Annotated in this window: 16 protein-coding genes and 1 other RNA gene; 9 read left to right on the plus strand and 8 right to left on the minus strand. The window is 69.2% G+C overall.

All coding sequences use genetic code 11. The features are described from left to right. Positions 1 to 76 precede the first annotated feature (76 nt). Positions 77 to 913, plus strand: a complete 837-nt coding sequence (locus tag OG266_RS27020; RefSeq protein WP_266460811.1) for a hypothetical protein — start codon at positions 77 to 79, stop codon at positions 911 to 913. A gap of 148 nt (positions 914 to 1,061) precedes the next feature. On the opposite strand, the gene OG266_RS27025 is transcribed toward OG266_RS27020, so the two are convergent. Beyond that, a complete protein-coding gene (locus OG266_RS27025) occupies positions 1,062 to 1,253 on the minus strand; it encodes a hypothetical protein (RefSeq protein ID WP_266460813.1) in 192 nt (63 codons plus the stop codon). Between the two features lie 359 nt (positions 1,254 to 1,612). On the opposite strand from OG266_RS27025, the gene ftsE reads away from it, so the two are divergent. From ftsE to OG266_RS27060, 7 genes are all read left to right on the plus strand, one after another. Further along, positions 1,613 to 2,302 (plus strand): cell division ATP-binding protein FtsE, encoded by a 690-nt coding sequence (gene ftsE / locus OG266_RS27030; protein ID WP_266460816.1) that lies wholly within the window; start codon positions 1,613 to 1,615, stop codon positions 2,300 to 2,302. A 46-nt stretch (positions 2,303 to 2,348) separates the two neighbouring features. Further along, positions 2,349 to 3,266 (plus strand): permease-like cell division protein FtsX, encoded by a 918-nt coding sequence (gene ftsX, locus OG266_RS27035; protein ID WP_266460820.1) that lies wholly within the window; start codon positions 2,349 to 2,351, stop codon positions 3,264 to 3,266. Positions 3,267 to 3,333: 67 nt separating this feature from the next. Continuing rightward, positions 3,334 to 4,518: a S41 family peptidase gene (locus tag OG266_RS27040; RefSeq protein WP_371548832.1), complete on the plus strand. Its 1,185-nt coding sequence runs from the start codon at positions 3,334 to 3,336 to the stop codon at positions 4,516 to 4,518. An 82-nt stretch (positions 4,519 to 4,600) separates the two neighbouring features. Continuing rightward, complete coding sequence (gene smpB, locus OG266_RS27045; RefSeq protein ID WP_266464194.1) at positions 4,601 to 5,137, plus strand: SsrA-binding protein SmpB; 537 nt, start codon at positions 4,601 to 4,603, stop codon at positions 5,135 to 5,137. Between the two features lie 98 nt (positions 5,138 to 5,235). After that, positions 5,236 to 5,623, plus strand: a transfer-messenger RNA (tmRNA) gene (gene ssrA, locus OG266_RS27050). A 437-nt stretch (positions 5,624 to 6,060) separates the two neighbouring features. Continuing rightward, complete coding sequence (locus OG266_RS27055) at positions 6,061 to 10,521, plus strand: ricin-type beta-trefoil lectin domain protein (protein ID WP_371548833.1); 4,461 nt, start codon at positions 6,061 to 6,063, stop codon at positions 10,519 to 10,521. Beyond that, positions 10,518 to 11,261, plus strand: coding sequence for a hypothetical protein (locus tag OG266_RS27060; RefSeq protein ID WP_371548834.1), 744 nt, complete (start codon positions 10,518 to 10,520; stop codon positions 11,259 to 11,261). Before OG266_RS27055 ends, OG266_RS27060 begins: the two co-directional genes overlap by 4 nt. 76 nt (positions 11,262 to 11,337) lie before the next feature. Here the strand turns inward: OG266_RS27060 and OG266_RS27065 are convergent, their stop codons facing one another. The 7 genes from OG266_RS27065 to OG266_RS27095 form a co-directional block, all read right to left on the minus strand. Continuing rightward, the gene (locus OG266_RS27065; RefSeq protein WP_371548835.1) at positions 11,338 to 14,277 is read right to left on the minus strand and encodes a glycoside hydrolase family 3 C-terminal domain-containing protein; all 2,940 of its coding nucleotides are present in this window, start codon (positions 14,275 to 14,277) and stop codon (positions 11,338 to 11,340) included. Positions 14,278 to 14,288: 11 nt separating this feature from the next. Further along, on the minus strand, positions 14,289 to 15,302 hold the full coding sequence (locus OG266_RS27070; RefSeq protein ID WP_266460838.1) for a LacI family DNA-binding transcriptional regulator: 1,014 nt from the start codon (positions 15,300 to 15,302) through the stop codon (positions 14,289 to 14,291). Further along, positions 15,302 to 17,554: an alpha-xylosidase gene (yicI, locus tag OG266_RS27075; protein WP_266460841.1), complete on the minus strand. Its 2,253-nt coding sequence runs from the start codon at positions 17,552 to 17,554 to the stop codon at positions 15,302 to 15,304. The genes OG266_RS27070 and yicI overlap by 1 nt, the downstream gene beginning before the upstream one ends. 11 nt (positions 17,555 to 17,565) lie before the next feature. Further along, positions 17,566 to 18,330, minus strand: coding sequence for a carbohydrate ABC transporter permease (locus OG266_RS27080; protein WP_371552976.1), 765 nt, complete (start codon positions 18,328 to 18,330; stop codon positions 17,566 to 17,568). 53 nt (positions 18,331 to 18,383) lie between these two features. Beyond that, complete coding sequence (locus OG266_RS27085; RefSeq protein WP_371548836.1) at positions 18,384 to 19,349, minus strand: carbohydrate ABC transporter permease; 966 nt, start codon at positions 19,347 to 19,349, stop codon at positions 18,384 to 18,386. Beyond that, a complete protein-coding gene (locus OG266_RS27090) occupies positions 19,346 to 20,641 on the minus strand; it encodes an extracellular solute-binding protein (protein WP_371548837.1) in 1,296 nt (431 codons plus the stop codon). Before OG266_RS27090 ends, OG266_RS27085 begins: the two co-directional genes overlap by 4 nt. A 426-nt stretch (positions 20,642 to 21,067) precedes the next feature. Then, positions 21,068 to 22,357: an MFS transporter gene (locus OG266_RS27095; protein ID WP_371548838.1), complete on the minus strand. Its 1,290-nt coding sequence runs from the start codon at positions 22,355 to 22,357 to the stop codon at positions 21,068 to 21,070. Between the two features lie 83 nt (positions 22,358 to 22,440). Between OG266_RS27095 and OG266_RS27100 the strand changes: the two genes are divergently transcribed. Beyond that, positions 22,441 to 23,445 carry a LysR family transcriptional regulator gene (locus tag OG266_RS27100; RefSeq protein WP_371548839.1) on the plus strand — a complete coding sequence of 335 codons (1,005 nt, stop codon included), beginning with the start codon at positions 22,441 to 22,443 and terminating at the stop codon, positions 23,443 to 23,445. Positions 23,446 to 23,658: the final 213 nt, after the last annotated feature.

Consider the following 23,658-nt stretch of genomic DNA (forward strand, 5'->3'; position numbering starts at 1 on the left):
TGAACGAAGCCACCTGTGACGCCGTGGCCCCGGGCGCTGTTCCATTGACGAATTAGCTACTGGGGGTAGCAGCCGAATGACGAAGAAGACGCGGATCCGTGTGGCACGGATAGCCGCTGGTGCCGTGATCGCCGCCGGCGCCTCGCTGACCGCAGCCGGAGCCGCTTCGGCCCTGGACATCGATGTTGAAGCAGGACCGCTCAGCGTCAGCGTGAGCGACGACGGCACCGGTGACGACGGTGGCACCGACGACGACTGCCCCATCGGTGTCTGCACCGACGGTGGTACGACCGGTGACACGACCACGGGCGGTACGACCGGGGACACGACCACCGGCGGTACGACGGGTGACACGACCGGCGGCACCACTGGTGACACGACCACGGGCGGTACCACCGGGGACACGACGACCGGCGGTACGACGGGTGACACGACCGGCGGCACCACTGGTGACACGACCACCGGTGGCACGACCGGGGACACGACGACCGGCGGTACGACGGGTGACACGACCGGCGGCACCACTGGTGACACGACCACGGGCGGTACCACCGGGGACACGACCACCGGCGGTACGACCGGTGACACGACCACGGGCGGCACCACCGGTGGCACGACGTCCGGCGGTACGACGGGTGACACGACCACGGGCGGTACGACCGGGGACACGACGACCGGCGGCACCGACCCCGACGGCGGCGGCAACACCCCGGTCGAGCAGGGCGAGGGTTCCTCGTCCCTGACCGACACCGGCTCGGACACCTCGGCCCAGGGCTCGGGCGGCGAGCTCGCCGAGACGGGTGCCGCCGAGACCACCTTCCTGCTGATCGGCGCCGCGACGATGATCGCCGGCGGTATCGGCTTCCGTCTGCTGCCGCGCCTCATGGCCGGCCGCGGCGGTGCCGTCGCCTGACGCACACGCGCGTAAGAAGGGCCCGGAGCGTCATGCTCCGGGCCCTTCTCATATCAGCTCTAGTGTCCGGCTCTCGTGTCAGCGGGCGCTCCGGGCCCCCTTCAGGCCGGGGGCGCGATGGCCGCCGTAACGCCGGAATCCGCGGGTCTCACACCGTCTGGTGGGCCACCAGTGCCAGTGCCGCGATCAGCACGGCCAGCAGTGAGATCAGTGCCATGGGGTTCATGCCCGCGAAGGGGCTCTCCTGCTGAAGCCGCTCCCGGTTCGCCCGGCAGACGCGGCAGCGCCCTTCGCTCACGGGCGCCGCGCAGTTCGCGCACACCAGTCGGTCGTACGTCATGCGCTTGCCCTCCTTGCGCCGGCTCTCCGCGTACATAACGCTGCGGGGAACGCAACCGTTCCCCCTCCACTGTGCCAGGTTCCGCGGATTTCGGCGCGGTTCGCCTTATCCTGCCCCGGCGCTCCGCGCCTTAGCCGTGAAAAGAACGCTCTCATCGGGGTGGCTGGGCTTCGTCCCGCGGCTGCGGCGCGGATGTGGTTGCTCGCGCAGTTCCCCGCGCCCCTACGGGGGGCGCCCCCCGTACCAAAGAGACGTACAAAAACGCACAAGCCGCGCGCAACCCCGACCGGCGACTGCGCTGGCACACCCGGTTCGCGTATGGTCACGCACACCTACCCCCGGCGACCCGTGGTGCATCCGTGATCCGATTCGACAATGTCTCCAAGGTCTACCCCAAGCAGACCCGCCCTGCACTCAGGGATGTCTCTCTTGAGGTCGAGCGCGGAGAGTTCGTGTTCCTCGTGGGGTCCTCCGGCTCCGGAAAGTCCACCTTCCTGCGGCTGATCCTCCGCGAGGAGCGGACCAGCCACGGCCAGGTGCACGTCCTGGGCAAAGACCTCGCGCGTCTCTCCAACTGGAAGGTGCCGCAGATGCGCCGCCAGCTGGGGACCGTGTTCCAGGACTTCCGTCTGCTGCCGAACAAGACGGTCGCGGAGAACGTCGCCTTCGCGCAGGAGGTCATCGGCAAGTCGCGCGGCGAGATCCGCAAGTCCGTGCCCCAGGTGCTCGACCTCGTCGGGCTCGGCGGCAAGGAGGAGCGGATGCCTGGTGAGCTGTCCGGTGGTGAGCAGCAGCGCGTCGCGATCGCGAGAGCGTTCGTGAACCGGCCCAAGCTGCTCATCGCCGACGAGCCGACCGGAAACCTCGACCCGCAGACCTCCGTCGGCATCATGAAGCTGCTCGACCGCATCAACCGGACGGGCACGACCGTGCTGATGGCTACGCACGACCAGAACATCGTGGACCAGATGCGCAAGCGCGTCATCGAGCTGGAGCAGGGCCGTCTCGTCCGCGACCAGGCGCGTGGCGTCTACGGCTACCAGCACTGACCGCGACTCTCCCGCACCTGTCCATGGAAAGGCCTGAGTAGACGCCATGCGCGCCCAGTTCGTCTTGTCGGAGATCGGAGTCGGTCTCCGCCGAAACCTGACCATGACCTTCGCGGTCGTCGTGTCGGTCGCCCTCTCGCTCGCCCTGTTCGGCGGTTCGCTCCTGATGAGCGACCAGGTGAGCACCATGAAGGGCTACTGGTACGACAAGGTCAACGTCTCGATCTTCCTCTGCAACAAGAGCGACGCGGAGTCCGACCCCAACTGCGCCAAGGGTGCGGTCACCGCCGACCAGAAGAAGGAGATCCTCGCCGACCTGGACAAGTCCACGGTCGTCGACAACGTCACCTACGAGTCGGCGGACGCGGCCTACAAGCACTACAAGGAGCAGTTCGGCGACTCCCCGCTGGCGGCGTCCCTCACGCCGGACCAGATGCAGGAGTCGTACCGGATCAAGCTGAAGGACCCGGAGAAGTACCAGGTCATCGCGACCGCCTTCGACGGGCGTGACGGCGTGCAGTCCGTGCAGGACCAGAAGGGCATCCTGGACAACCTCTTCGGGCTGCTCAACGGCATGAACTGGGCCGCCCGCGCGGTCATGGCGATGATGCTCGTCGTCGCCCTGATGCTGATCGTCAACACGGTGCGCGTCTCGGCGTTCAGCCGTCGGCGCGAAACCGGCATCATGCGCCTGGTCGGCGCCTCGGGCTTCTACATCCAGGCCCCGTTCATCATGGAGGCCGCCGTCGCCGGGCTCATCGGCGGTGGGGTCGCGTGCGGCTTCCTGGTCATCGCGCGGTATTTCATCATCGACCACGGTCTGGCCCTGTCCGAGAAGCTGAATCTGATCAACTTCATCGGCTGGGACGCTGTTCTGACGAAGCTGCCGCTCATCCTGGCGACGAGTCTGCTGATGCCGGCGCTTGCCGCGTTCTTCGCGTTGCGCAAGTACCTGAAGGTGTGACGCATGCCAAGGGGGCCGTACTGCCAACCGGCGGTGCGGCCCTTCGCGTTGTCCTAGACTCACCGGCATGTCAGGCCGTGACCTGTTCTGTCAGCCCCGCCGCATCCGCCGCGGGGCCGCCCTGACATTGCTTTTCGCCAGCGTCTTCGTCGCCGGCGCGGCAACGGGATCCTTTCCCGACCCCGGCCGGAAAGCCACCTCCTCTCCTTCCTCCGCTTCTTCCGGGGACCGTTCGACGCCGGCCAGCGACCAGGAAGAGGTCACCGAGGCCGCCGAGAAGGCCATGGCCGACGGGAAGTCGCCCATGGAGGCCGCCGAGCGCGCGGTGAGCCGCAGCGGCGACCGCTGGGGCGCGGTCTACTCCCAGGGCGAGTACGAGGAGTTCGAGGAAGCCCTCGACGGCCAGTACACCGGCGTCGGGCTGTGGGCCAGGCGCGAGAGCGACGGACGTATCGAAGTGACCCGCGTGCAGAGCGGCTCGCCCGCGGCCGCCGCCGGGATCCGCAAGGGCGACCTGCTGCGCAGCGTCGACGGCCAGAAGGTCGACGGCCGCCCGGTGACCGAGGTCGTCTCCTTACTGCGCGGTGACGCGGAGGACGCCGCCGCCGGTACGGAGGTCTCGCTCGGTCTGCAGCGGGGCACGCGCGCGTGGAGCGAGACTCTGCGCCGGGCCCTGCTGTCCACGGACTCCGTGACCGTGAGCAAACTCGCCGACGGCGTCACCGTGATCAAGGTCGACGCCTTCACCAAGGGCGCGGGCGATCTCGTACAGGCCGCGGTCGCCCAGGCACCGCAGGGCTCCGGGATCGCCCTCGACCTGCGCGGCAACTCCGGCGGCCTGGTCACCGAGGCCGTCACCGCCGCCTCCGCTTTCCTCGACGGCGGCCTCGTCGCCACGTACGACGTGGACGGCGATCAGCGCGCCCTGCACGCCGAACCCGGCGGCGACACCACCAGACCCCTGGTCGTGCTCGTCGACGGCGGCACGATGAGCGCGGCCGAGCTGCTCACCGGCGCCCTCCAGGACCGCGGCCGTGCGGTCGTCGTGGGCTCCCAGACCTTCGGCAAGGGCTCGGTCCAGATGCCGAGCCGGCTGCCCGACGGCTCCGTCGCCGAGCTGACCGTCGGGCACTACCGCACTCCGTCCGGACGCGGCGTCGACGGGCAGGGCATCACCCCCGACCTGGACGTGGACGCAAAGGCGCTGGAGCAGGCCGAGACCGTACTCAGCGGGCTCGGGGACCCCTCGTAGCCGGCTGAAGCGTCTCTCGCGTAATCGGCTTTCCCTCTCACCCCCCTGTAGTGCGAAAATGGCCAGCACTATGAGCAAGGGAATGTACGTACCGAAGGAGTCCCAGCCGAAGCAGGGCGGTCAGGCGGGCTCCGGCAAGGCCAAGGACGGCAAGCGCAAGATCGTCGCGCAGAACAAGAAGGCACGGCACGACTACGCGATCATCGACACCTACGAGGCCGGGCTCGTCCTGACCGGCACCGAGGTGAAGTCGCTGAGGCAGGGCCGCGCCTCACTGGCCGACGGCTTCGTCCAGATCGACGGCAACGAGGCCTGGCTGCACAACGCCCACATCCCCGAGTACAGCCAGGGCAGCTGGACCAACCACTCCGCGCGCCGCAAGCGCAAGCTGCTCCTGCACCGCGAGGAGATCGACAAGCTGGCGTCGAAGTCCGAGGAGACGGGTCACACGATCGTGCCCCTCGTCCTGTACTTCAAGGACGGCCGGGCGAAGGCCGAGATCGCGCTCGCCAGGGGCAAGAAGGAGTACGACAAGCGGCAGACCCTGCGGGAGAAGCAGGACCGGCGGGAGTCGGACCGCGCGATCGCGGCAGCCAAGCGGAAGCAGCGGGGCGAGTAGGTGGCCGGTCCCCGGAAATAGGTTGGCGTCGTCGTGCGTTGTTCACGTACGATGGGTCGTGCACCTCACAGCAGGTGCGCGTTTTGAAAAATAAACATGGGGATGATCGGTTTCGACAGCGGCTGTCGAAGCAGGGGAAGCGAGCCGAGGAAGCGGCAATGATCTCGTAAACCATATGTCGCAAACAATAATCGCCACTTCTAAGAGCGATTCCCAGTCCTTCGCCCTCGCTGCCTAATAACAGCGACTGAAGGACCCTAAAAGGGTGTCAGCCCGGGAGTGTTCCCGACCCGGATCCTGGCATAATCTAGGGAACTAAACCGCCGAGCCCGGTCACGGGGTTCGGTGGGAAATCAAACAGTGACTGGGCCTGTCGGAGGCTTGTTCGCGAGAACTCCGGGGCCGAGAAAAGCGTAGCGAACTGCGCTCGGAGAAGCCCTGATTCTGCACCGTTGGACGCGGGTTCGATTCCCGCCATCTCCACTCATCCCATGTTTTGCATTGAATGGAAAAGCCCCGTCGCTTTCGAGCGGCGGGGCTTTTCCATGTTGGCCTCCGGGGGCTCACCCTTCACAGACGCCGCACATGTTGGCTACTGTTCGGTCGCACCGTCGGCTTTCGGCCGCGAGCGCGCGGGTCTTGTCCTGCGCGCCCGCGTCGCGCCCATGGTGGCCGCCGCGCTCGGCGGAGTTGACCACTCCGTTGCCCGCGCACGTCAATCAGCGACCGGGGGAACACCGTCGCTAGGGGGAGGGGTACACCGTCATGCCGCGATGCCTGACGCATCTGAGGACGCATCCGAGCCGTACAGGCTCCTGACCGCGAGTCCTGACCGCCTCGCGGCGCCTCCACCTTCTCGCCGGCGCCTCCACCTCCTCGTACGGGCCCCCGCCTGCCCTCCTCACGACAAACGGGATCTTCTCTTGCGTTCCAGACCAGGGTTCTTCATACCCCCGACGCGGAAATCCGGACACTTCGCGCGAATAGTTCCGTCGGTTCTCGCGCTCGCCGTGCTGGCCACGGTCGCCGCCCGGACCGACCTGCCCGACGACCGGGCCACCGACTTCAGCCCGGTGGCCGACAGTTACGACGGCTTCGACGCCAAGGCCGCCGAGCAACTCCGCCAGGACCAGTGCCTGATGGCCGACGTGCTGCGCATGGGCGGTGCGTCGATGTACACGACCGCGCAGGCGGGGCTCAACCAGACTCCGGACAAGCTGCGCACCACGGCCAACCGCGAGTACTGGAACACCACTCCGCTCTCCACGGCGTTCGTCCAGGACAAGGCCGTCGCCGACAAGGAGGGGGACGCGCTCAACGCCTATGTCGACGTATGGAAGAAGCCCCTTGACGGCCTGAGCACCCCCGCCGGGTTCACCGTGACCGGCTTCCACTGGCCTCCGGGGACCACCGGCACGGGCCCGGGCTTCTTCGAGCAGACCGGCCTGAGCCAGTGGACCGCGGCCCAGTTCTGGAAGTCCGAGGGCGACTTCTACGAGGACCCGACCCCGCTCGCCGACGAGGCGACGGTCAAGGCGGTCAAGGACCTCGGCACCCCGGTCTACGGCAAGACCCCGGACCCGTCGCTGCCCGGTCAGCAGTGGCAGCAGGCCTTCGCCGAACACCAGGCGTGGGACGGCCTGGTGAACTGGTCCATGGAGCCGACCGGCGCGGACAACGCCCGGCTGTTCCTCTCCTCCGGCGGTTTCCCGCGCACCGCGCCCGAGCCCGGCAGTGTCGAGTACCGCCTCGCGGTCGAGGACCTGAAGACCCGGTTCGCCTCCTGCGCCTGGCGCACCCCGGTCGACCCGAGCAAGGTCCTGGGCAAGGAGGTCGCGTCCGCGTCCGCCGAGTGGCAGCAGGAGATCGCCGCCCAGGCCACCCAGCGCAACCAGATCCTGAACTCCAACCGCGACGCGACCAAGGCGCTCGCCGCCGGCTCCAAGTCGCTGGGCGAGATGCTCGGTCAGTCGTGGATCGCCGACCGGCTGGCGCGCTGGCAGGACTACTGGTCCGCCGGAGGCCCCGGCTGGATCGGCGACAGCCCGATGGTCGTGCACGCGCACGGCGCCGCCGACAAGTGCCTCGAGGTGGGGGCGAGCAAGAAGGACAACGGCACGCCGGTGCAGATCTACACCTGCAACGGCAGCGCCGGGCAGAAGTGGGAGATCCGCGACGACGCATTCGTCAACGTCAACTCCGGCAAGTGCCTGGAAGTGAAGGGCGCCGGCGCCGCGAACGGTACGACGCTGCAGATCTGGACCTGCAACAACAGCGCCGCGCAGAAGTGGGAGTACAACACCCACGCGGCCACGCGCATGTTCAACCCGGGCACCGGCAACTGCCTCGACCTCGCGACGTACGACAACGGCCGTGACGCGCGGATGTGGGACTGCAAGGGCACCGACCCGCAGAAGTTCGACATGACGCCCTCCGGTCACAACGGCACCGAGAAGCTGGACTACCCGACCAAGGCCCAGTTCGACCAGGCGAAGGCGGGCGTGACGGCCGCCCAGGCCGCGGCGAAGAAGCAGCTCGACCTGCTCAAGGCCCAGGCCACCGCGGCGAAGACCGCCGCGACTACCACGGACACCGCGACGCAGGCGGCCTACGCGGTCGCCGACAAGGCGGGTGCCCCCAGAGGCCGCGGTCTGCTGGTCGGACAGCAGAAGGCCCAGGTCACCAAGGCCTCGGCCGCCGCCCTTGACGCCTTGTCCAAGGCCGGTGACACCGCCTACGCGGCCACCCGCGCCGCCGCCGATGACAGCGCGACCATCGCCGCCCGTGCCGTGACGCAGGCCGCGCAGTCGAAGGCCGCGTTCCGTACGGCCGCCGCCAACGAGGCCAGGGCCCAGGCGAAGGCCGCCGCCGACGCGGCCGCCGTACAGGCGCAGAACGCGAAGACCGCCAGGGATCTCGCCAAGGCGAAGCTGGCCGAGACGCAGAAGGCGGAGGCCGACGCGAAGTCGGCGGCCGCCACCGCGCACGCCAAGCGGCTCTCGGCGGAGGCGGAGGAAGCCACCGCGAAGGCGGAGAAGGCGACCGCCGCGCAGAAGCAGGCCGAGGCCGCCCAGCACAAGAACAACGCCCAGGGCTACGCGAAGACCGCAACGGAGGCCAAGGGCAGGGCGGAGACCTCCGAAGGCACCGCCCGCGACCGGCGCATCGACGCCGAAGCCGCCAGGGACCGGGCGAAGGGCAAGCGGGACGACGCCTGGGACGCCGAGAGCAAGGCGAACGCGGCACGTGCCAAGGCCGACGCCAAGGACGCCTACGCCGACGCCCACGACGCGTCCGACGACGCGACGGAGTCGCGGGCGGCGGCGAACGACGCCGACAAGGCCGCCGATGACGCCGAGTCGGCTGCGGGTTCGGCCCGTTCCGAGGCGAACGCGGCGACCCAGGCGGCGGCCGATGCCGACGCCGCGGCGACGCGCGCGGAGGCCGCGGCGAAGCGGGCCCGTTCCGACGCCGACGACGCCCAGGCCGCCAAGCTGAAGGCGGACGCCGCCGTGCGGACGGCGACCAGTGCCGCCGCGGATGCCATCAAGGCCTCCCAGGCCGCGGCATCGGCGGCACGCACAGCGGTCGAGCTGGCCGACGACGCGGAGAAGTCCGCGGCCGACGCCAAGAAGCAGGCCGACGCGGCGCAGGCCGAGGCGGTCAAGGCGGTCGCGGGTGCGGCCGACGCCGTCGGTCACGCGTACGTCACCGCGCAGGCGGCCGAGGACGCCGGTGCCTCGGCGAAGCAGGTCGCCGCTCCGGCGAACGACGCGATCCAGCTCGGCTCGCCCTATGTCACCACCGACTCCGCCGCGGGGCTCGTGGTGCTGACAGGGCAGTCGTCGAAGACGCTCGCCGAGCAGCAGCAGGCCGTCGCCGAGGCGCACGCCGCCAACGCGCAGAAGGCCGCGGAGCAGGCGCAGAGCGTCGCGAACGCGGCGACCGGGGACGCGAAGGCGGCGTACACGCTGGCCGCCGAGGCCGCCGGATTCGCCGCGAACGCGCGCAAGTCGGCGAAGGAGGCGCTCGGTTACGCCGCCGAGGCCGCCAAGTACGCGGCGGAGGCGCAGAAGTCACTGGCCCGCACCATCGAGTACGACCAGCAGGCCACCGAGGACGCCGACGCGGCCGACAAGGCGGCCGGACGTGCCGAGGGCTACGCCAAGGACGCCCGCGACTCGGCAGACCAGGCGGCCCTGGACGCGGCAGCGGCTCGCACCGCGGCGGCCGAGGCCGAGCAGGCGGCGAAGGACGCCCGCGCGGCGGCCGACCGGGCGGACACCGAGGCCACGCTGGCGGAGGAGGCGGCGAAGGACGCGCAGAAGTACGCCGATTCTGCGCAGCAGGCCGCCGACGAAGCCGGCAGGAAGGAGGCGAACCAGCAGGTCGCCACGGGCGGCGCCACCGGCGAGGAGGGTGTCTTCTACATCGTCGACAAGGTCACCGAGTCGGGACCGGCCAAGCAGCTCAACACGTGCGACTACGTGCCGCAGGGCTGCACGGTGACGTGGGAGCTGACCCTCGATGTCACGGCCAGCTTCTACTTCTGCGTCAATCCCGATGTCCCCGCCACCGAGTCCGGCTGCCCCAAGGCTGACGCGGTGTTCCTCGGCACGGAGATCTTCAAGGACCAGACACAGGAGTGGACCCACCACTTCAGCTTCGGCGACATCACCCGGATCGGCTGGCAGAACCTCTTCGGAGAGAAGGCCGGTGCGATCCTGTACGAGATCGTGCTGGGTGACGTCGCCCGCTGCTACCACGGCGACAAGTCCAGCTGCGCCTGGGCCGCCGCGATCGTCGTACCGGGCAGGGTCGCCGAGAAGCTCGCCGAGGCGGTCAAGCTCGCCGGCCGGGTCGAACTCGCCGTCAAGACCGGTGAGAAGGCCGCGGACGTGCTCGCGGACCTGAAGAAGATCTACGGGGAGAAGGGCGCCCTCCAGGTCGGCGACGCCACCAGCGCCGCGGGCATGGGGCTGCGTATCGCGAAGGCCGTGGTGGAACGGGCGAAGATCGCCCGGGGCACCCTCGATCCCAAGCTGCTGGACCGGCTCAAGGACGCCGGCGTGAAGTTCAGCAAGGCGGACACGATCTGGATCATCGAGTACGCCAAGCCGGGTGTGCCCCTCGCCTGGCTGGAGAAGGGCGACGTCTACGCGGGCCTGACCCATATCATGTTCCGGCACGCCGGAGAGTTCGCGAGCGCGGGTGTCCGGGTGGAGGACATCCCGGCCCTCGTGAAGACGGCCCTGACCGAGGGTGCGAGGGTCGGCAGCCAGAACGGACGGCCGATCTTCGAGGTCGCCTTCCAGGGCAAGACCCAGCGCGTAGCCATCAGCGTGGGCGACAACGGATACGTGATCGGAGCGAACATCGCATGACCGCCGAAGAACCGCGGGACATGCTCGTGCAGGCCCGGGGCGAGCCGTCTCCCCTGTACGAGCCGGAGGATCCCCGGGCCCACGAGGACCTCGGCGCCTTCACCCGCAACGTTCCGCTCGACGACGACCGGCCGGCCCTCCCGGCCGATCTGGCGGACGCGCTGCGCTCCTGGTCGCTGACCCGCCCGCCGGGCGGGTTCACCTCCCGCCCGGACCTGCGCAAGCACGTCAAGCAGGGTCTGGCGCTCGCCCAGCGGCTGGCGAGGCAGCTCGGGCCGTCGTGGGTGGTGCGCTACTGGGACGAGCAGCACAGGACGGCGAAGTGGGTGTGCTGGGGCTGCGACCGCTTCCACTGGGAGCGCGACAGCCACGGCACACCCCCGCACCCGGTCGACATCACCGTCGAAGGCGAGTTCAAGTTCGGTCCGCTGCGCTCCGACGGATTCGGGGACTTCTTCCCGGATGATCCCGCCGCCGCGCTGGCCCTGTCCGACGACCTCGTCGCCGATCTGTACAGGTGGGCGGAGAGCATCGACACCACGCTGAACCTGCAACTGAGGGACCGGGAGGACGGCAAGTACGACGCCGACTGGCAGCGCCTGTTCCACGAAGGGACGGAACTGGCGAAACGGGTCGCGCACGAGCTGGGCCCGGACCGGAAGGTGACCTACAAAGGCCTGGCCAATGGCGGACTGGCCGCGCTGACGTCCGTCACCTGGCAAGGGGACCGGCAGCTGTAGGCGCGAGCAGATGTGGACGGCAAGGGCCCGCACCCGGGTGGGTGCGGGCCCTTGCCGTGCGAGTACACGCCTGGGATCAGCGCAGGCTGAACGTCGACAGGCGCAGGCCCCGCGACAGGACCAGGTACACGTCCATGCGCCCCTTCGCCGAGGCCGACAGATCGGCGGTCACCGTCGTGTAGGCGTACGGCGATGAGGTGCCGTCAGTCGTCGCCGTGCCGACGAGCCGTCCGGTGGGGGAGCCCAGCCGGACCTGGACCGTGCCGGACGGGCCGGCCACCCTGGCGCTGAACTCGGTGGCGCCGGAACCCAGTTGGGTGTCCGCGTACTTCAGCCAGGCGCCGTCGGCGGAGGCCGTCACCGCCGTTCCCCGTGTCTTCGACTCGTCCACCAGCCTCGTGGCGTCGTAGTCGTCGAAGTTCTCCGCGCGGGTCGGCTTCGCCAGGTTCCGGGCCGGGATCGTCTCGCCCTTCACCTGCCAGGCGTCACGGGCGCGGATGTCCGCCGACGAGCCGCCGACGAGGACGTCGTACGTCCCGTTCTCCACCACCCACTTCGCACGCGTGACGTCCCAGTGGGCGAGGTCGTTCCGCGCCACCTTCAGCCGGACCGTCCTCGTCTCTCCCGGTTTCAGCGACACCCGCTGGAAGGCCTTCAGCTGCTTCAGGGGCTGTTCGTCGCGAGAGGCGCGCTGGTGGGTGTAGAGCTGGACGACCTCGTCGCCCGCCCGGCCGCCGGTGTTCGTGACCTTCACCTCGTAGCCGCCGGAGACCCGCTTCAAGCCGGTGTAGCGGAAGGAGGTGTACGAGAGCCCGTGGCCGAAGGGGTACAGCGGCCGCCCCTCGAAGTACTGGTACGTGCGCCCGGACTTGATGATGTCGTAGTCGAGGATCGACGGGAGGTCGGAGGCGGACCGGTACCAGGTCTGGGTGAGGCGGCCGGCCGGGTTCGCGTCGCCGTAGAGGAGGTCGGCGAGGGCGTTGCCGGTCTCCTGGCCCGCGTGGGTGGTCCACAGCAGGGCGGGGACCTCCTGCTGGAGGGCGCCGAGGGTGGTCGGGTAGCTGTTCTCGACGATCACGACGGTCTTCGGGTTTGCCGCGTGGACGGCTCTGACCAGGGCTTCCTGTGCGGGCGCCAGGCCCATGTCCGTACGGTCGTGGGCCTCGCGGCCGTTGATCGCCGGCATCGAGCCGACCACGACGACGGCCGTGTCCTTGCCCTTCACCGCGGCCACGGCCTCCTCGACCCCGCTGCGGACGACGTCCTTCGTGTAGTGGGCGGCCTGCTCCTTGGCGACCAGGCCGAGGGTGCCGTCGTCGCCGGTGGGGCCGAGGTAGACGGGGTCCGACCACCATGGCTCGCCGGTCTCGTATCCGGCGTACCGGAGGAGGTACGTCCCGTCGTCCTGCCGCTCCAGCTCGAACTGCTGCTGCACGTACCAACCGCCGGGCTGCACCCGGTCGTTGACGAAGTTCGACCAGTTGTAACCGACGTACCTGCCGTTGGCGGCCGAGCGCAGGGTCACGATGCCGGAGCCCCAGTCGAACACGTCGAACTGGGCGGTCGTACCCGTGTCCGCGCTCTCCTGGAGGGCCGCCCCCGAGTCGCCGGTGCCCGCCGTGACGTACCTGCCCGTCGTCGTGTTCTTCAGCGCGATCCGGTCCACGCCCTCGCTGCTCGCGACGGAGGTGCCGAGCTTCGCCGCGATGCCGTCCTTGGGGGTGACGGAGTAGGGGAGGGTGCCCGAGTACCAGTCGGTGTAGAGGGTGTCGGCGAGGGGGCCGACGACGGCGACGTTCTTCTGTGCGGAGGCATCCAGGGGGAGTGCCTTGTCGTTCTTCAGCAGGACCGCTGCTTCGGTCGCGGCCTCGCGGGCCAGCTTCTGGTGCGCCGGGCTGTTGATGACGGACCTGTCGATGGCGCCGAATTTGCCGCCACCCGGGTCGAATTCGCCGAGGTGGACGCGGATGGCGAGGATGTGGGACACCGCCTCGTCGATGTCCGACTCCACCAACAAGCCTTGCTGCAAGGCCGAGTTGATCGCCGTGATCGTCGGGGCCGGGGACGCGCTGTTGTCCGTGAAGCTGTCGATACCGGCCTTCAGAGCGGCCGCGTCGCCCTCGGCGAGGGTGGGGTAGTACTGCTGGTCGCCGACGAGATTGCCCGGGGCGAAGGCGTCGGTGACGTTCAGGAGGGTCTGGTCCGTCCAGCCGCGCACGGTGTCGTCCAGGTCCGGATTCACCGTCGCGGGGCGGCCGTTGACCAGGTTGTAGGAGGACATGACGCCGGTCGCCGCGTCCGCCTCGACGGCCGGCCTGAACGCCGCCTCGTCGTACTCGTGCTGGACGCGGGGGCGCAGGTCGGAGGAGGTGGTGGTGCGGTTCACCTCGTTGTTGTTGGCGAGGTAGTGCTTCAGGGTGGGTGCCGTCTTGAGATGGTCGGGGTCGCCGCCGGTCAGGCCGCTGCCGTACGCCGTCGAGATCGCACCCGTGAGGTACGGGTCCTCGGAGTAGCCCTCCTCGTTGCGTCCCCAGCGCGGGTCGCGCAGCAGGTTCACCACGGGCGCCCACAGGTTGAGGCCCCAGCCGTCGGGGCGCTCCTGCTGGAAGCCGCGCGCCTCGTCACCGACCGCCGAACCGACCTGCTCCATCAGCTCCGGGTCCCAGGTCGAGGCCAGCCCGACCGCCTGCGGGAAGACGGTGGTCTCGCCGAGCCAGGCCACCCCGTGCAGGGCCTCGGTGCCGGTGCGGAACGACTGGATGCCGAGGCGGGGGATCGCGGGCTCGTGCTGGTGGAGGAGGGAGACCTTCTCGTCGAGCGTCAGCCGCCCGAGCAGGTCGTCGACCCGTCTGTCCACGGGGAGGTTCGGATTGCGGAAGGCGTACGCCGGGGTGTCCGCGCCGGCGGGGGCGGTGGCGACCAGGCCCGCGATCAGCGCGAGGGCCAGGACGAGCGTGGTTCGCTGTCTTGTCTTGCCTTGTCTTCTCTTGCCTGTTCCTCTCTTGCCTTTCCTCATGACACGGCTCCTCAAGGGGTCAGTGTGCGCGGCGCTGTACTGGCCCGCTCCGTCAGCCGGGGGGCGAGCAGCGTCGCCTCCGGTACGGGCGTGCCGTCCAGCTTCTTCATCAGCAACTCGACCGCCTGCGCGCCCACTTCGGCGGACGGTATGGCGATGGAGGTGACGGGGACGCGGACGTTCTCGGCGAGCTCGTCCGGGCAGATGGCGGTGACGGACAGGTCACCGGGGACCCGCAGTCCGAGTTGCTCGAAGGCGTCGATCAGCGGTTCCAGAACCGGTTCGTTGTGCACGACGACACCCGTCAACGCCGGGTACTCGCGCAGCAGTTGCTCGGCGACCCGGCGTGCGGCGGCCGGTGTCGCCTCGCAGGGGTGGACGGAGGACGCGAGCCCGCCCCGGTCGGCCGCGGCCGTGAACCCCCGCACCACGCGCTGCGCGAACCCGGTCTCCCGCACATACACCTCGGGCGGCGACCCGACCAGCGCGACCACGCGGTGCCCGAGCCGCGCCAGATGCTCCACGCACAGCTCGCCCGCCGCCTTGAAGTCCAGGTCGATACAGGTGAGCCCCTCGGCGAAGGAGGGGAACCCGATGAGCACGGACGGCCGGTCGAGCGCACGCAGCAACGGCAGCCGGGGATCGTGGAGTTGGACGTCCATCACGATCAGCGCGTCCACCAGCGCCGTGTCCGCGACCCTCCGCAGCCCGTCCTCGCCCTCCTCCTGCGTGAGCAGCAGCACGTCGTGGTCGTGCCGTCGCGCCGCCGTCACCACGGACACCGCGAACTGCATGACGACCGGCACATGGACCCCGCCCCGCAGCGGCACCACCAGCGCCACCACGTTCGACCGGCTGCTGGCGAGGGCCCGCGCACCCGCGTGCGGCCGGTATCCCAGCTTGCGGATGCTCGCCTCGACGCGCTGCCGGGTCTCCTCGGAGATCGGACGCTTGCCGCTGAGGGCGTACGACACGGTGCTGGGGGACACCCCGGCGTGCCGCGCCACATCGGTGATCTTCACCATCAGCCCAGCTCCACTGTCAGGAACCCGGTTCCGGCCCGGGCCCGCACCTCGCGCCCGCCCGCCGCAAGCCCCCACGGCGCCCCCGGATCACTGGACGAGGCCCGCAGGGTGTCCCCCTCCCGTACGACCGTGAAGGTCACGCCGCCCACAGTCACCGTCGTCTGCGCGCCGCGCTCCAGGCCGAACGCGCGCAGGGTGACCCCGTCGGCGTGGTCGTAGTCCGGCCTGTCGTCCACGGCCCCCACCGGAATCACCGCCCCGGGCCGGACAAGGAGCGGCACGCTCAGGAATCCGTGCTGCTCCCGCACCCAGCGCGGCCCGGTCACGGTCCGCCCGCTGAGGAAATGGGTCCAGGTGCCCTCGGGCACGTAGTACGACACGTCTCCCTCGTCGGAGAACACCGGCGCGACCAGCAGGTCGGGACCGAGCATGTACTGCCGCTCCAGATGCGCGCACCCGGGATCGTCCGGGAACTCCAGGACCATCGCCCGCATCACCGGCACGCCCTCGGCGTGGGCGGCGCGCGCGGCCTCGTACAGATAGGGCATGAGGCCGAGCTTCAGCCGCGTGAACAGCCGCAGTACGTCCACGGCCTCCTCGTCGAACAGCCAGGGCACGCGGTACGAGGACGAGCCGTGCAGCCTGCTGTGCGAGGACAGCAGCCCGAAGGCGATCCACCGCTTGAACAGCGCGGGCGTCGGCGTCCCCTCGAACCCGCCGATGTCATGGCTCCAGAACCCGAACCCCGACATCCCGAGGCTCAGTCCGCCGCGCAGCGACTCGGCCATCGACTCGTACGTCGCCTCGCAGTCGCCGCCCCAGTGCACGGGGAACTTCTGGCTCCCGGTGGTGGCGGAGCGGGCGAAGACGACGGCTTCCGCCTCGCCCCGGTGTTTGCGGAGCACATCGAACACGGTCTGGTTGTAGAGGTAGGTGTAGTAGTTGTGCATCCGCTCGGGGTCGGCGCCGTCCGCGTACGCGACGTCCACCGGGACGCGCTCACCGAAGTCGGTCTTGAAGCAGTCGACGCCCTGGGAGAGCAGTGCTTCCAGTTTGGCCGCGTACCACTCGCGCGCGGCCGGGTTGGTGAAGTCGACGAGTGCCATGCCCGGTTGCCACAGGTCCCACTGCCAGACGCTTCCGTCCGGCCGCTTGAGCAGATGTCCGAGCGCCCGTCCCTCCGCGAACAGCGGCGAGCGCTGCGCGATGTACGGATTGATCCATACGCAGATCCGCAGGCCCTTCTCCTTCAGCCGCGCGAGCATCCCCGCCGGATCCGGGAAGACCCGCGGATCCCACTGGAAGTCGCACCAGTTGAACTCGCGCATCCAGAAGCAGTCGAAGTGGAATACGGAGAGCGGGAGTTCGCGCTCCCGCATGCCGTCGATGAAGGAGGTGACGGTGGCTTCGTCGTAGGAGGTGGTGAAGGAGGTCGACAGCCACAGGCCGAAGGACCAGGAAGGCGGGAGGGCCGGGCGGCCGGTGAGGGCCGTGTACTTGCGCAGGATGTCCTTCGGGGTCGGGCCGTGGATGACGTAGTACGTCAACTGCTGTGTCTCGGCGCTGAACTGCACCCGGGACACCGCCTCCGAGCCGACCTCGAAGGAGACCCGGCCGGGGTGGTCGACGAAGACGCCGTACCCCGCGTCCGTCAGATAGAACGGCACGTTCTTGTAGGCCTGCTCGGTCGCCGTGCCGCCGTCCGCGTTCCACATGTCCACGACCTGGCCGTTCTTGACCAGCGGCCCGAAGCGCTCACCGAGGCCGTAGACCTGGGTGCCGACACCGAGGTTCAGCTGCTCGCGCAGGAAGTGCGCGCCGGTCGCGTCCCGCATGATGCCCATGCCCTTGGGGCCGCTGGTGGTGAGTGTGCGGCCGTGGGCGAGGAAGTCGACGTGCCAGGGGGTGGTGCGGGCGACCCTTACGGAGAGGGCGCCCGAGGTGAGTACGGCGTGGTCGTCGTCGTACGACACGTGCGTTGTACCGAATTCGTCGTGGGAGAGCTCGAATTGGGGCCTTCGGGGCTCCTCGCCCTCGAAGTGGGTGAACGTGACGCCGATGACGTCGGGCATCGGCGCGTGTGCGGTGATCGTCACGACCGGTCCCTTCAGCAGGTCGCCGCGGTGGCGGATGGGCTGGGTCGGCGCGTGGATCTCCAGGCTCCCCGGCCCGGACGTCACATCGAGGACCTCGACCGGGTGGGCCGCGGTGACACCCTCGCGCAGCAGCCAGTAGCCGTCGGTGAACTTCACGCCCGCACCCCTTACTTGACCGCGCCCACGGCGATACCGCGGGTGAGCGTCCGCTGGAAGACGAGGAAGAAGACGATGGCGGGGAGCACGCCGAGCAGCGCGGCCGCGTTCGTCATCGTGGCGTCCATCAGGTGCTGGCCCTGGAGGACACCGAGGGCCACCGACACCGTCTGGTTGTCGTTGGAGATCAACATGACCAGCGGCAGCAGGAATTCGTTCCACGTCCAGATGAAGAAGAAGACGAGGAGCACCCCGATGGTCGGCCGGCTGACGGGTACCACGATCCGCCACAGCACCTGCCACTTGTTCGCCCCGTCGATCCGGGCGGCCTCGATGATCTCGCGCGGGAACTGACCGAGCACGGAGGCGAGGAGGTAGGTCCCGAACGCGGCCTGGACGACCGTGAAGACGATGATCACGCTCAACCGGGTGTCGTACAGGCCGGCTTCCTTGCTCAGGTAGTAGATCGGGTAGACCAGCGCCTCCTGCGGCAGCATGTTCGCCAGGACGAAGAAGGCGAGCACCCAGGTGCGGCCCTTCACGCGCCCGATGCCGATCGCGTACGCGTTGAGGACGGAGAGGACTACCGCGAGGACCGCCACCGACCCGGAGATCAGCACCGAGTTGACGAGCTTCTGGCCGAAGTCGACGCGCTGCCAGAAGTCCTTGATCCCGTCGAGGTAGAGGCCGTCCGGGAGACTCAGGGGACCGTTCTGCGCGTACTCCGTCGGCGACTTGACCGCGTTGACCGCGACGATCGCGAACGGCAGCACCATGAAGAGGGCTGCGATGACCAGGGCGGCGAGGACGGGGTAACGGCGTACTGCGGTCACGTTCGGATCCCTTCCTCGAGGTCCTCCGCGCGGGTCTGGAACTTGAGGCCGATGAGTGCCAGGGCGAGGATGATCACGGTGAGGACCGTGGAGATCGCGGCGCCGTAGCCGACCTGCGTCTTCTCGAAGAAGGTGGTGAAGGAGAAGTACGACGGGACGTTCGTCGCGCCGCCGGGACCGCCCTTCGTGAGGACGTACACCGCGCCGAAGACCTTGAGCGCGGCGATCGTGCACCACAGCAGGACGACGTAGATTTCGGGCCTGATCTGCTGCAGCGTGATGTGCCAGAAGCGGCGCCACCAGCCGGCGCCGTCCAGCTCGGCGGCCTCGTACAGCTGCGGGTCCACCCGTTGCAGCCCCGCCATGAAGATGACCAGCGGGAAGCCGATCTGTACCCACACCATCACCCCCATGACGCTGTAGAGGGCGATGTCGGGGTCGCCTAGCCAGTCCTGTTGCCATGATCCGAGGCCGACGGCCTTCAGCAGCTCGTTCAGGGAGCCGTTGTCGGGGGCGAGGATCCAGCTCCACACGATGCCTGCGACGGCGATGGGCAGGACTTGGGGGAGGTAGAAGCAGGCGCGGAGGAGCGAGGCCGTGGCCGACCCGAAGTGCTTGCCGACGAAGTCGAACAGGGCTGCTGCGAGGACGAGTCCGAGCGCGGTCGGTACGGCGGCCATGGCGACGACCATGAAGAGGCTGTGCCGGAAGGACGCCCAGAACTCCGAATCGTCCATCAGCTCGCGGTAGTTGGCGAGCCCGGACCACTCCGGGCTCCCTACGCCCTGCCAGTCGGTGAAGCTCACCCCGGTGTTCATCAGGAACGGGACGACTATGACGGCGGTGAAGGCGAGGGCTCCGGGGAGCAGGAACAGGGCGTAGGAGTCGCGGGGGCGGCGCGGGCTCTTCGCGTGGTGACGCTTCTCGACCACCCGGCCGCCCCGTTCGACGGTGACCGTCATTTCGTCGGTACGTCCTTGTCGTACGCCTCCTGCAGTGCGCTGAGGTAGGCGTCCGGTTTCTCGCTGTCCGTGATCAGCTTCTGGGTCCCGGAGACGAGGACGTCGTAGAAGCCGGGGACCGGCCAGTCGGGGTAGAAGGCCAGACCGTCCCTGTCGGCAAGGGTGTTGAAGTTCGCGATGAGCGACTTGGCCTGCGGGTCGGTGATGGCGGCGGGGTCGGCGGCCACCGGAACGCCGCCCTTGTTGCCCAGCAGGTTCTGGATCTTCTTCGACATGGTGATGTCGATGAAGTCGTACGCCAGGTCCTTGTTCTTGGCGCCCTTCGGGACGACCCAGAGGTTGCCGCCCGAGCCGAGCGTGAGGTTCGAGTCGGGCCACAGGAACGTGCCCCAGTCGAACTTGGCGTCCGACTTGAAGCGGCCGTACCACCAGCTGCCGGAGAACAGGATCGGGCTCTTGCCCTGGATGAAGGAGATCCCGGCGTCCTCCGCCTTCAGGCCGCTGGACTTCTCGCTGATGTAGCCCTTCTTCACCCAGTCGGCGAAGGTCTCGGCGCCGTAGGTCCAGGCCGCGTCGTGGAAGTCTGTCTTGCCCTTGTAGAGCTCGTAGCTGTCGACCCAGGGGCGGTCGGCCTTGGAGAGGGCGAGCTGGTACAGGTACTGCTGGGCCGGGTACTCGGAGCCGGCGTTGGCCAGCGGGGTGATGCCCTCGGCTACGAACTTGTCCATCGCGGTGGTGAGTTCGTCGAGGGTGGTGGGCTCGGCTATGCCGTGCTTTTTGAAGAGCTCCTTGTTGTAGAACACCATCGTGTACTCGGCGTAGTTGGGGATGCCGTACCACTTGCCGGAGCCCATCACGCCGTTCGCGTCGTACTGGCTCGTGGTGCGCACACCGGCGCTGAGCTTCTTGTCCCAGCCGCGTTCGGTGGCCTCGTCGGTGAGATCGGTGAGGAGGCCCTGCTTGGAGAGCAGGCCCGCCGTCGCGTTGCCCTTGTTGTACTCCATGAGGTCGGGTGCGTCGCCCGAGTTGAGGACCATCTGTGCGGTCTTCTGGATCTGTTCGAAGCCCTTCGACTCGAACTTCACCGTGACGCCCGGGTGCGTCCTCTTGAACTCCTTGATCGCCTCGTTCCAGGCGGCGCCCATCGCGCTGTCGGGGGCCTCGTAGTGCCACAGCTTGAGGGTCTTGCCGTCCGATCCGCTGCTCTCCGAGCCGCCGCAGGAGGCCAGTAGCAAGGCCCCGCTCATTACCGCCGCGGCTGTCGCCACCACACGCTTTTGTGCCGTCAACATCCAGTGCCTCCGGGGGAGTCGGATGGTTCGCATTGCCGGTGAGCTGTGCTCGTTGTGGGGGCGTCACGCAGCGGTCGTCGAATCGTTTCGATGCGTGACGTCGAAGCGCTTCGACGGGGGAAGGTATGTGGGGGTTGGGGGTGCGTCAATGGGGGGCGCGGGAATTGGGGCGGGGGTTCGGGGGGCCGGACCGTCGCGGGCCGCCTTGTTTCGTCGTGGGTCGGGGCCGGACCGTCGTGGGCCGCTGGGTTCCGTCGTGGGTCGGGGCCGTGCCGGAGCATCCGTCCTCGGTCTGGCGCGGAATGGGTTGCTCAGGAAGCGGGACGGTGTTGACGCGCCAGCCGCTGCGGGCGGACGTTCCGGCACGTCCCCTTCGGTGATCTGGCGGGTGCGGGTGCGTGCGTGGCGTCCCGGCTGTGGTCGCGGTCAGATGCGTTGGCGGCCCCGCCAGGGGACCAGCGCGATCAGCAGCGCCAGCGTCGCCGCGGTGACCGGAACGCCGTAGCCCGCCGTTGTTGACACGGCCTCCACCACCCATCCGCCGGCGGCCGAGCCGCAGGCGATACCGCCCAGCAGGCCCGTTACCGCGAGGGTCATGCCCTCGTTCAATCGGCCCTCGGGGGTGCGGTGTTGGATCAGGGCCATGCCGGTGACCATGGTCGGGGCTGTTGCCATGCCGGCTAGGAGGAGGGCGCCGGAGAGGGGGAGGAGGGAGTTGGTCAGGGAGGCGGCGAGGAGGGGGAGGGTCAGTAGCGCCGCCATGGCGGCGACGCACAGGGGGTAGCGGCGTTCGGCGGGGGCGGTTGGCTTGCGGGCGCCGTACAGGAGTCCTGCCGCGCAGGAGCCTGCGGCCTGGAGTGCTAGGACCGCTCCCGCTGCCGACTTGTGGCCCTGCGCGTCGGCGAACGCGATCGTGACGACCTCCATCGAGCCGAATATCGCGCCCGTGGCGAGGAATCCGAGGAGAAGTGGGGGCATTCCGGGGGCGCGGACAGGGGACTTGGCGTTCGTACGTCGTTGGGGTGGCGGTTCCGTCGAGCGCTGGGCGGCGAAGAGGAGCACGCCCGTGATCAGCAGGACGCCTCCGACCAGCGTGCCCGCCTCCGGGAACAAGGTTCCGCACAGGAAGGCCGCGAGGACCGGGCCCAGCATGAAGCACAGCTCGTCCGCGGCCTGTTCGAAGGAGTTGGCCGTGTGCAGGGTCTTGTCGTCGCCCTTGTGGAGGTGGGCCCAGCGGGCGCGTGACATGCCGCCCGTATTGGGGATCGTGGCCGTGGCGGCGTACGAGACGAACAGGGTCCAGTCGGGCGCCCCGTAGTGCACGCACAGCATCAGCGCGATCGTGCCGAGGAGGGCGAAGGCCGTCGCCGGCACTGCGATGCGCGCCTGGCCGTGGCGGTCGATGAGACGCGCGGTCCAGGGGGCGACCACCGCCGTCGCCGCCAGGCCCGTCGCCGTCACGGCACCGGCGAGCGCGTACGAGCCACGCGCTCCCGCGATCATGATGACCGCGCTCACGCTGAACATGCCCATGGGGAGCCGGGCGAGGAGATTTCCGAGGGTGAAGGCGCGGGTGCCGGGGGTGAGGAAGAGGCGGCGGTACGGGCCCGGTGGGCGTCCTTGCTTGAAGCGCGGGCGGAAGTCGACGGCTACGAGGGTGTCGCCCGTGACGGTGAGGAGGGGCAAGTGTGGCTGGTCAGAGGGGTGTTGCGGCATGGATCAAGCATCGGCTGGGGTGGTAACCGGGGTCCAACACCTACTCCGTGGCGATTGACGCGCCTGGGTTGTAAGTTCGCGTGATGTCCGCTCAGCAGTCCCGGTCGCACGGGAGAACGCCGTCCCACCTCGACCCCCGCCTTCTGCGCGCCTTCGTGACGGTCGCCGAGGATCTGCACTTCACGCGTGCGGCCGCCCGCCTCTATGTCGCCCAGCAGGCCCTGAGCCGGGACATCCGGCGCCTGGAGCGGGAGCTGGGCGCCGAACTCTTCGTACGCACGACCCGGCAGGTGACGCTGACGGGGGACGGCGAGCGGCTGTTGCCGTATGCGCTGCGTGTGCTGGAGGCGCAGGACGAGCTGCTGGCCGCGTTCACGCGGGGGCAGCGCGAACGTCCTCTCCTCGTCGACATCAACTCCCCAGGGCTGATCTCCGGCCGGGTTCTCGAGCGGGCCCGTGCGCTCGCGCCCGGCAGCGAGCTGATGGCCCGCTTCGAGAGTGGGCTCACCGGTGCGGCCGGGGAGATGCTCGCGGGTCGCCTGGACGCGTCGTTCGGGCGGTTCGCCGGGCTCGACCCGGTGCTGCGGGCCCGGCTGGAGCAGCAGCCCGTACGGTACGAGCCGATGGCCGTCATCCTGCCCGAGGACCATCACCTCGCCGCCCTGGACGCCGTGCCGCTGGCCGCGCTCGCGGGCGAGACCGTGTACGCGGGGGCGGGAAATCCGCGCACGCTGGAGTGGACCGACCTGGCCCGCCACCTGTTCGAGGGACGCGGCATCGAGCTCGCGGCACCGGCGCCGGTGGCCATCGGAGCGGAGGAGTTCCGGCGGATCATGGCCAAGACGCGGACCCCCGTTCTCGCCGTGGTGGATTTTCCGGCCATGCCTGAAACGGTCCTGAGGCCTCTCGTCGACCCCGTCCCCCTGTCACCGGTGTCGCTGGTGTGGCGCAAGGGGCTGGTGCATCCGGGGATTGATGCCCTCCGCCGGGCAGCCGTCGAACTTGCGGGCGAGGCAGCATGGCTGCGGCGGCCCGAGGACGGGTGGATTCCGGCCGCAGATGCACTCATCATGATGAGCCACAGGTGAGACAAAGCGATGCGTGTCTCTGGCGTGCGCTACATTCTGAGTCCGGGCGCAGTGTGGTAGTGGGGGGCGCTGGGGCGGGTGGGGGCCCGTTCCGGACGACATTTGAGCAAGGCCCGGGAGTCGTGTGCGCTCCCGCAACTGTCCCGTGGGGGGATACGCGTGCACGTAGAAAACTGGCGGAAAGACGCCCAACTGGTCGGACGAGATGTCGAT

Origin of the sequence: Streptomyces sp. NBC_00554 (assembly GCF_041431135.1) — a bacterium.
Taxonomy (GTDB): domain Bacteria; phylum Actinomycetota; class Actinomycetes; order Streptomycetales; family Streptomycetaceae; genus Streptomyces.

Coding starts and splice junctions, on each gene's coding strand:
- OG266_RS27080 (WP_371552976.1), bottom strand. CDS start 18,330: ATGGTGCTGCCGTTCGCGATCGTCGCGGTCAACGCGGTCAAGTCGCCG.
- OG266_RS27060 (WP_371548834.1), top strand. CDS start 10,518: ATGACCGCCGAAGAACCGCGGGACATGCTCGTGCAGGCCCGGGGCGAG.
- OG266_RS27095 (WP_371548838.1), bottom strand. CDS start 22,357: ATGCCGCAACACCCCTCTGACCAGCCACACTTGCCCCTCCTCACCGTC.
- ftsX (WP_266460820.1), top strand. CDS start 2,349: ATGCGCGCCCAGTTCGTCTTGTCGGAGATCGGAGTCGGTCTCCGCCGA.
- OG266_RS27100 (WP_371548839.1), top strand. CDS start 22,441: ATGTCCGCTCAGCAGTCCCGGTCGCACGGGAGAACGCCGTCCCACCTC.
- OG266_RS27020 (WP_266460811.1), top strand. CDS start 77: ATGACGAAGAAGACGCGGATCCGTGTGGCACGGATAGCCGCTGGTGCC.
- OG266_RS27040 (WP_371548832.1), top strand. CDS start 3,334: ATGTCAGGCCGTGACCTGTTCTGTCAGCCCCGCCGCATCCGCCGCGGG.
- smpB (WP_266464194.1), top strand. CDS start 4,601: ATGTACGTACCGAAGGAGTCCCAGCCGAAGCAGGGCGGTCAGGCGGGC.
- OG266_RS27070 (WP_266460838.1), bottom strand. CDS start 15,302: ATGGTGAAGATCACCGATGTGGCGCGGCACGCCGGGGTGTCCCCCAGC.
- OG266_RS27090 (WP_371548837.1), bottom strand. CDS start 20,641: ATGTTGACGGCACAAAAGCGTGTGGTGGCGACAGCCGCGGCGGTAATG.
- OG266_RS27085 (WP_371548836.1), bottom strand. CDS start 19,349: ATGACGGTCACCGTCGAACGGGGCGGCCGGGTGGTCGAGAAGCGTCAC.
- OG266_RS27065 (WP_371548835.1), bottom strand. CDS start 14,277: ATGAGGAAAGGCAAGAGAGGAACAGGCAAGAGAAGACAAGGCAAGACA.
- OG266_RS27025 (WP_266460813.1), bottom strand. CDS start 1,253: ATGACGTACGACCGACTGGTGTGCGCGAACTGCGCGGCGCCCGTGAGC.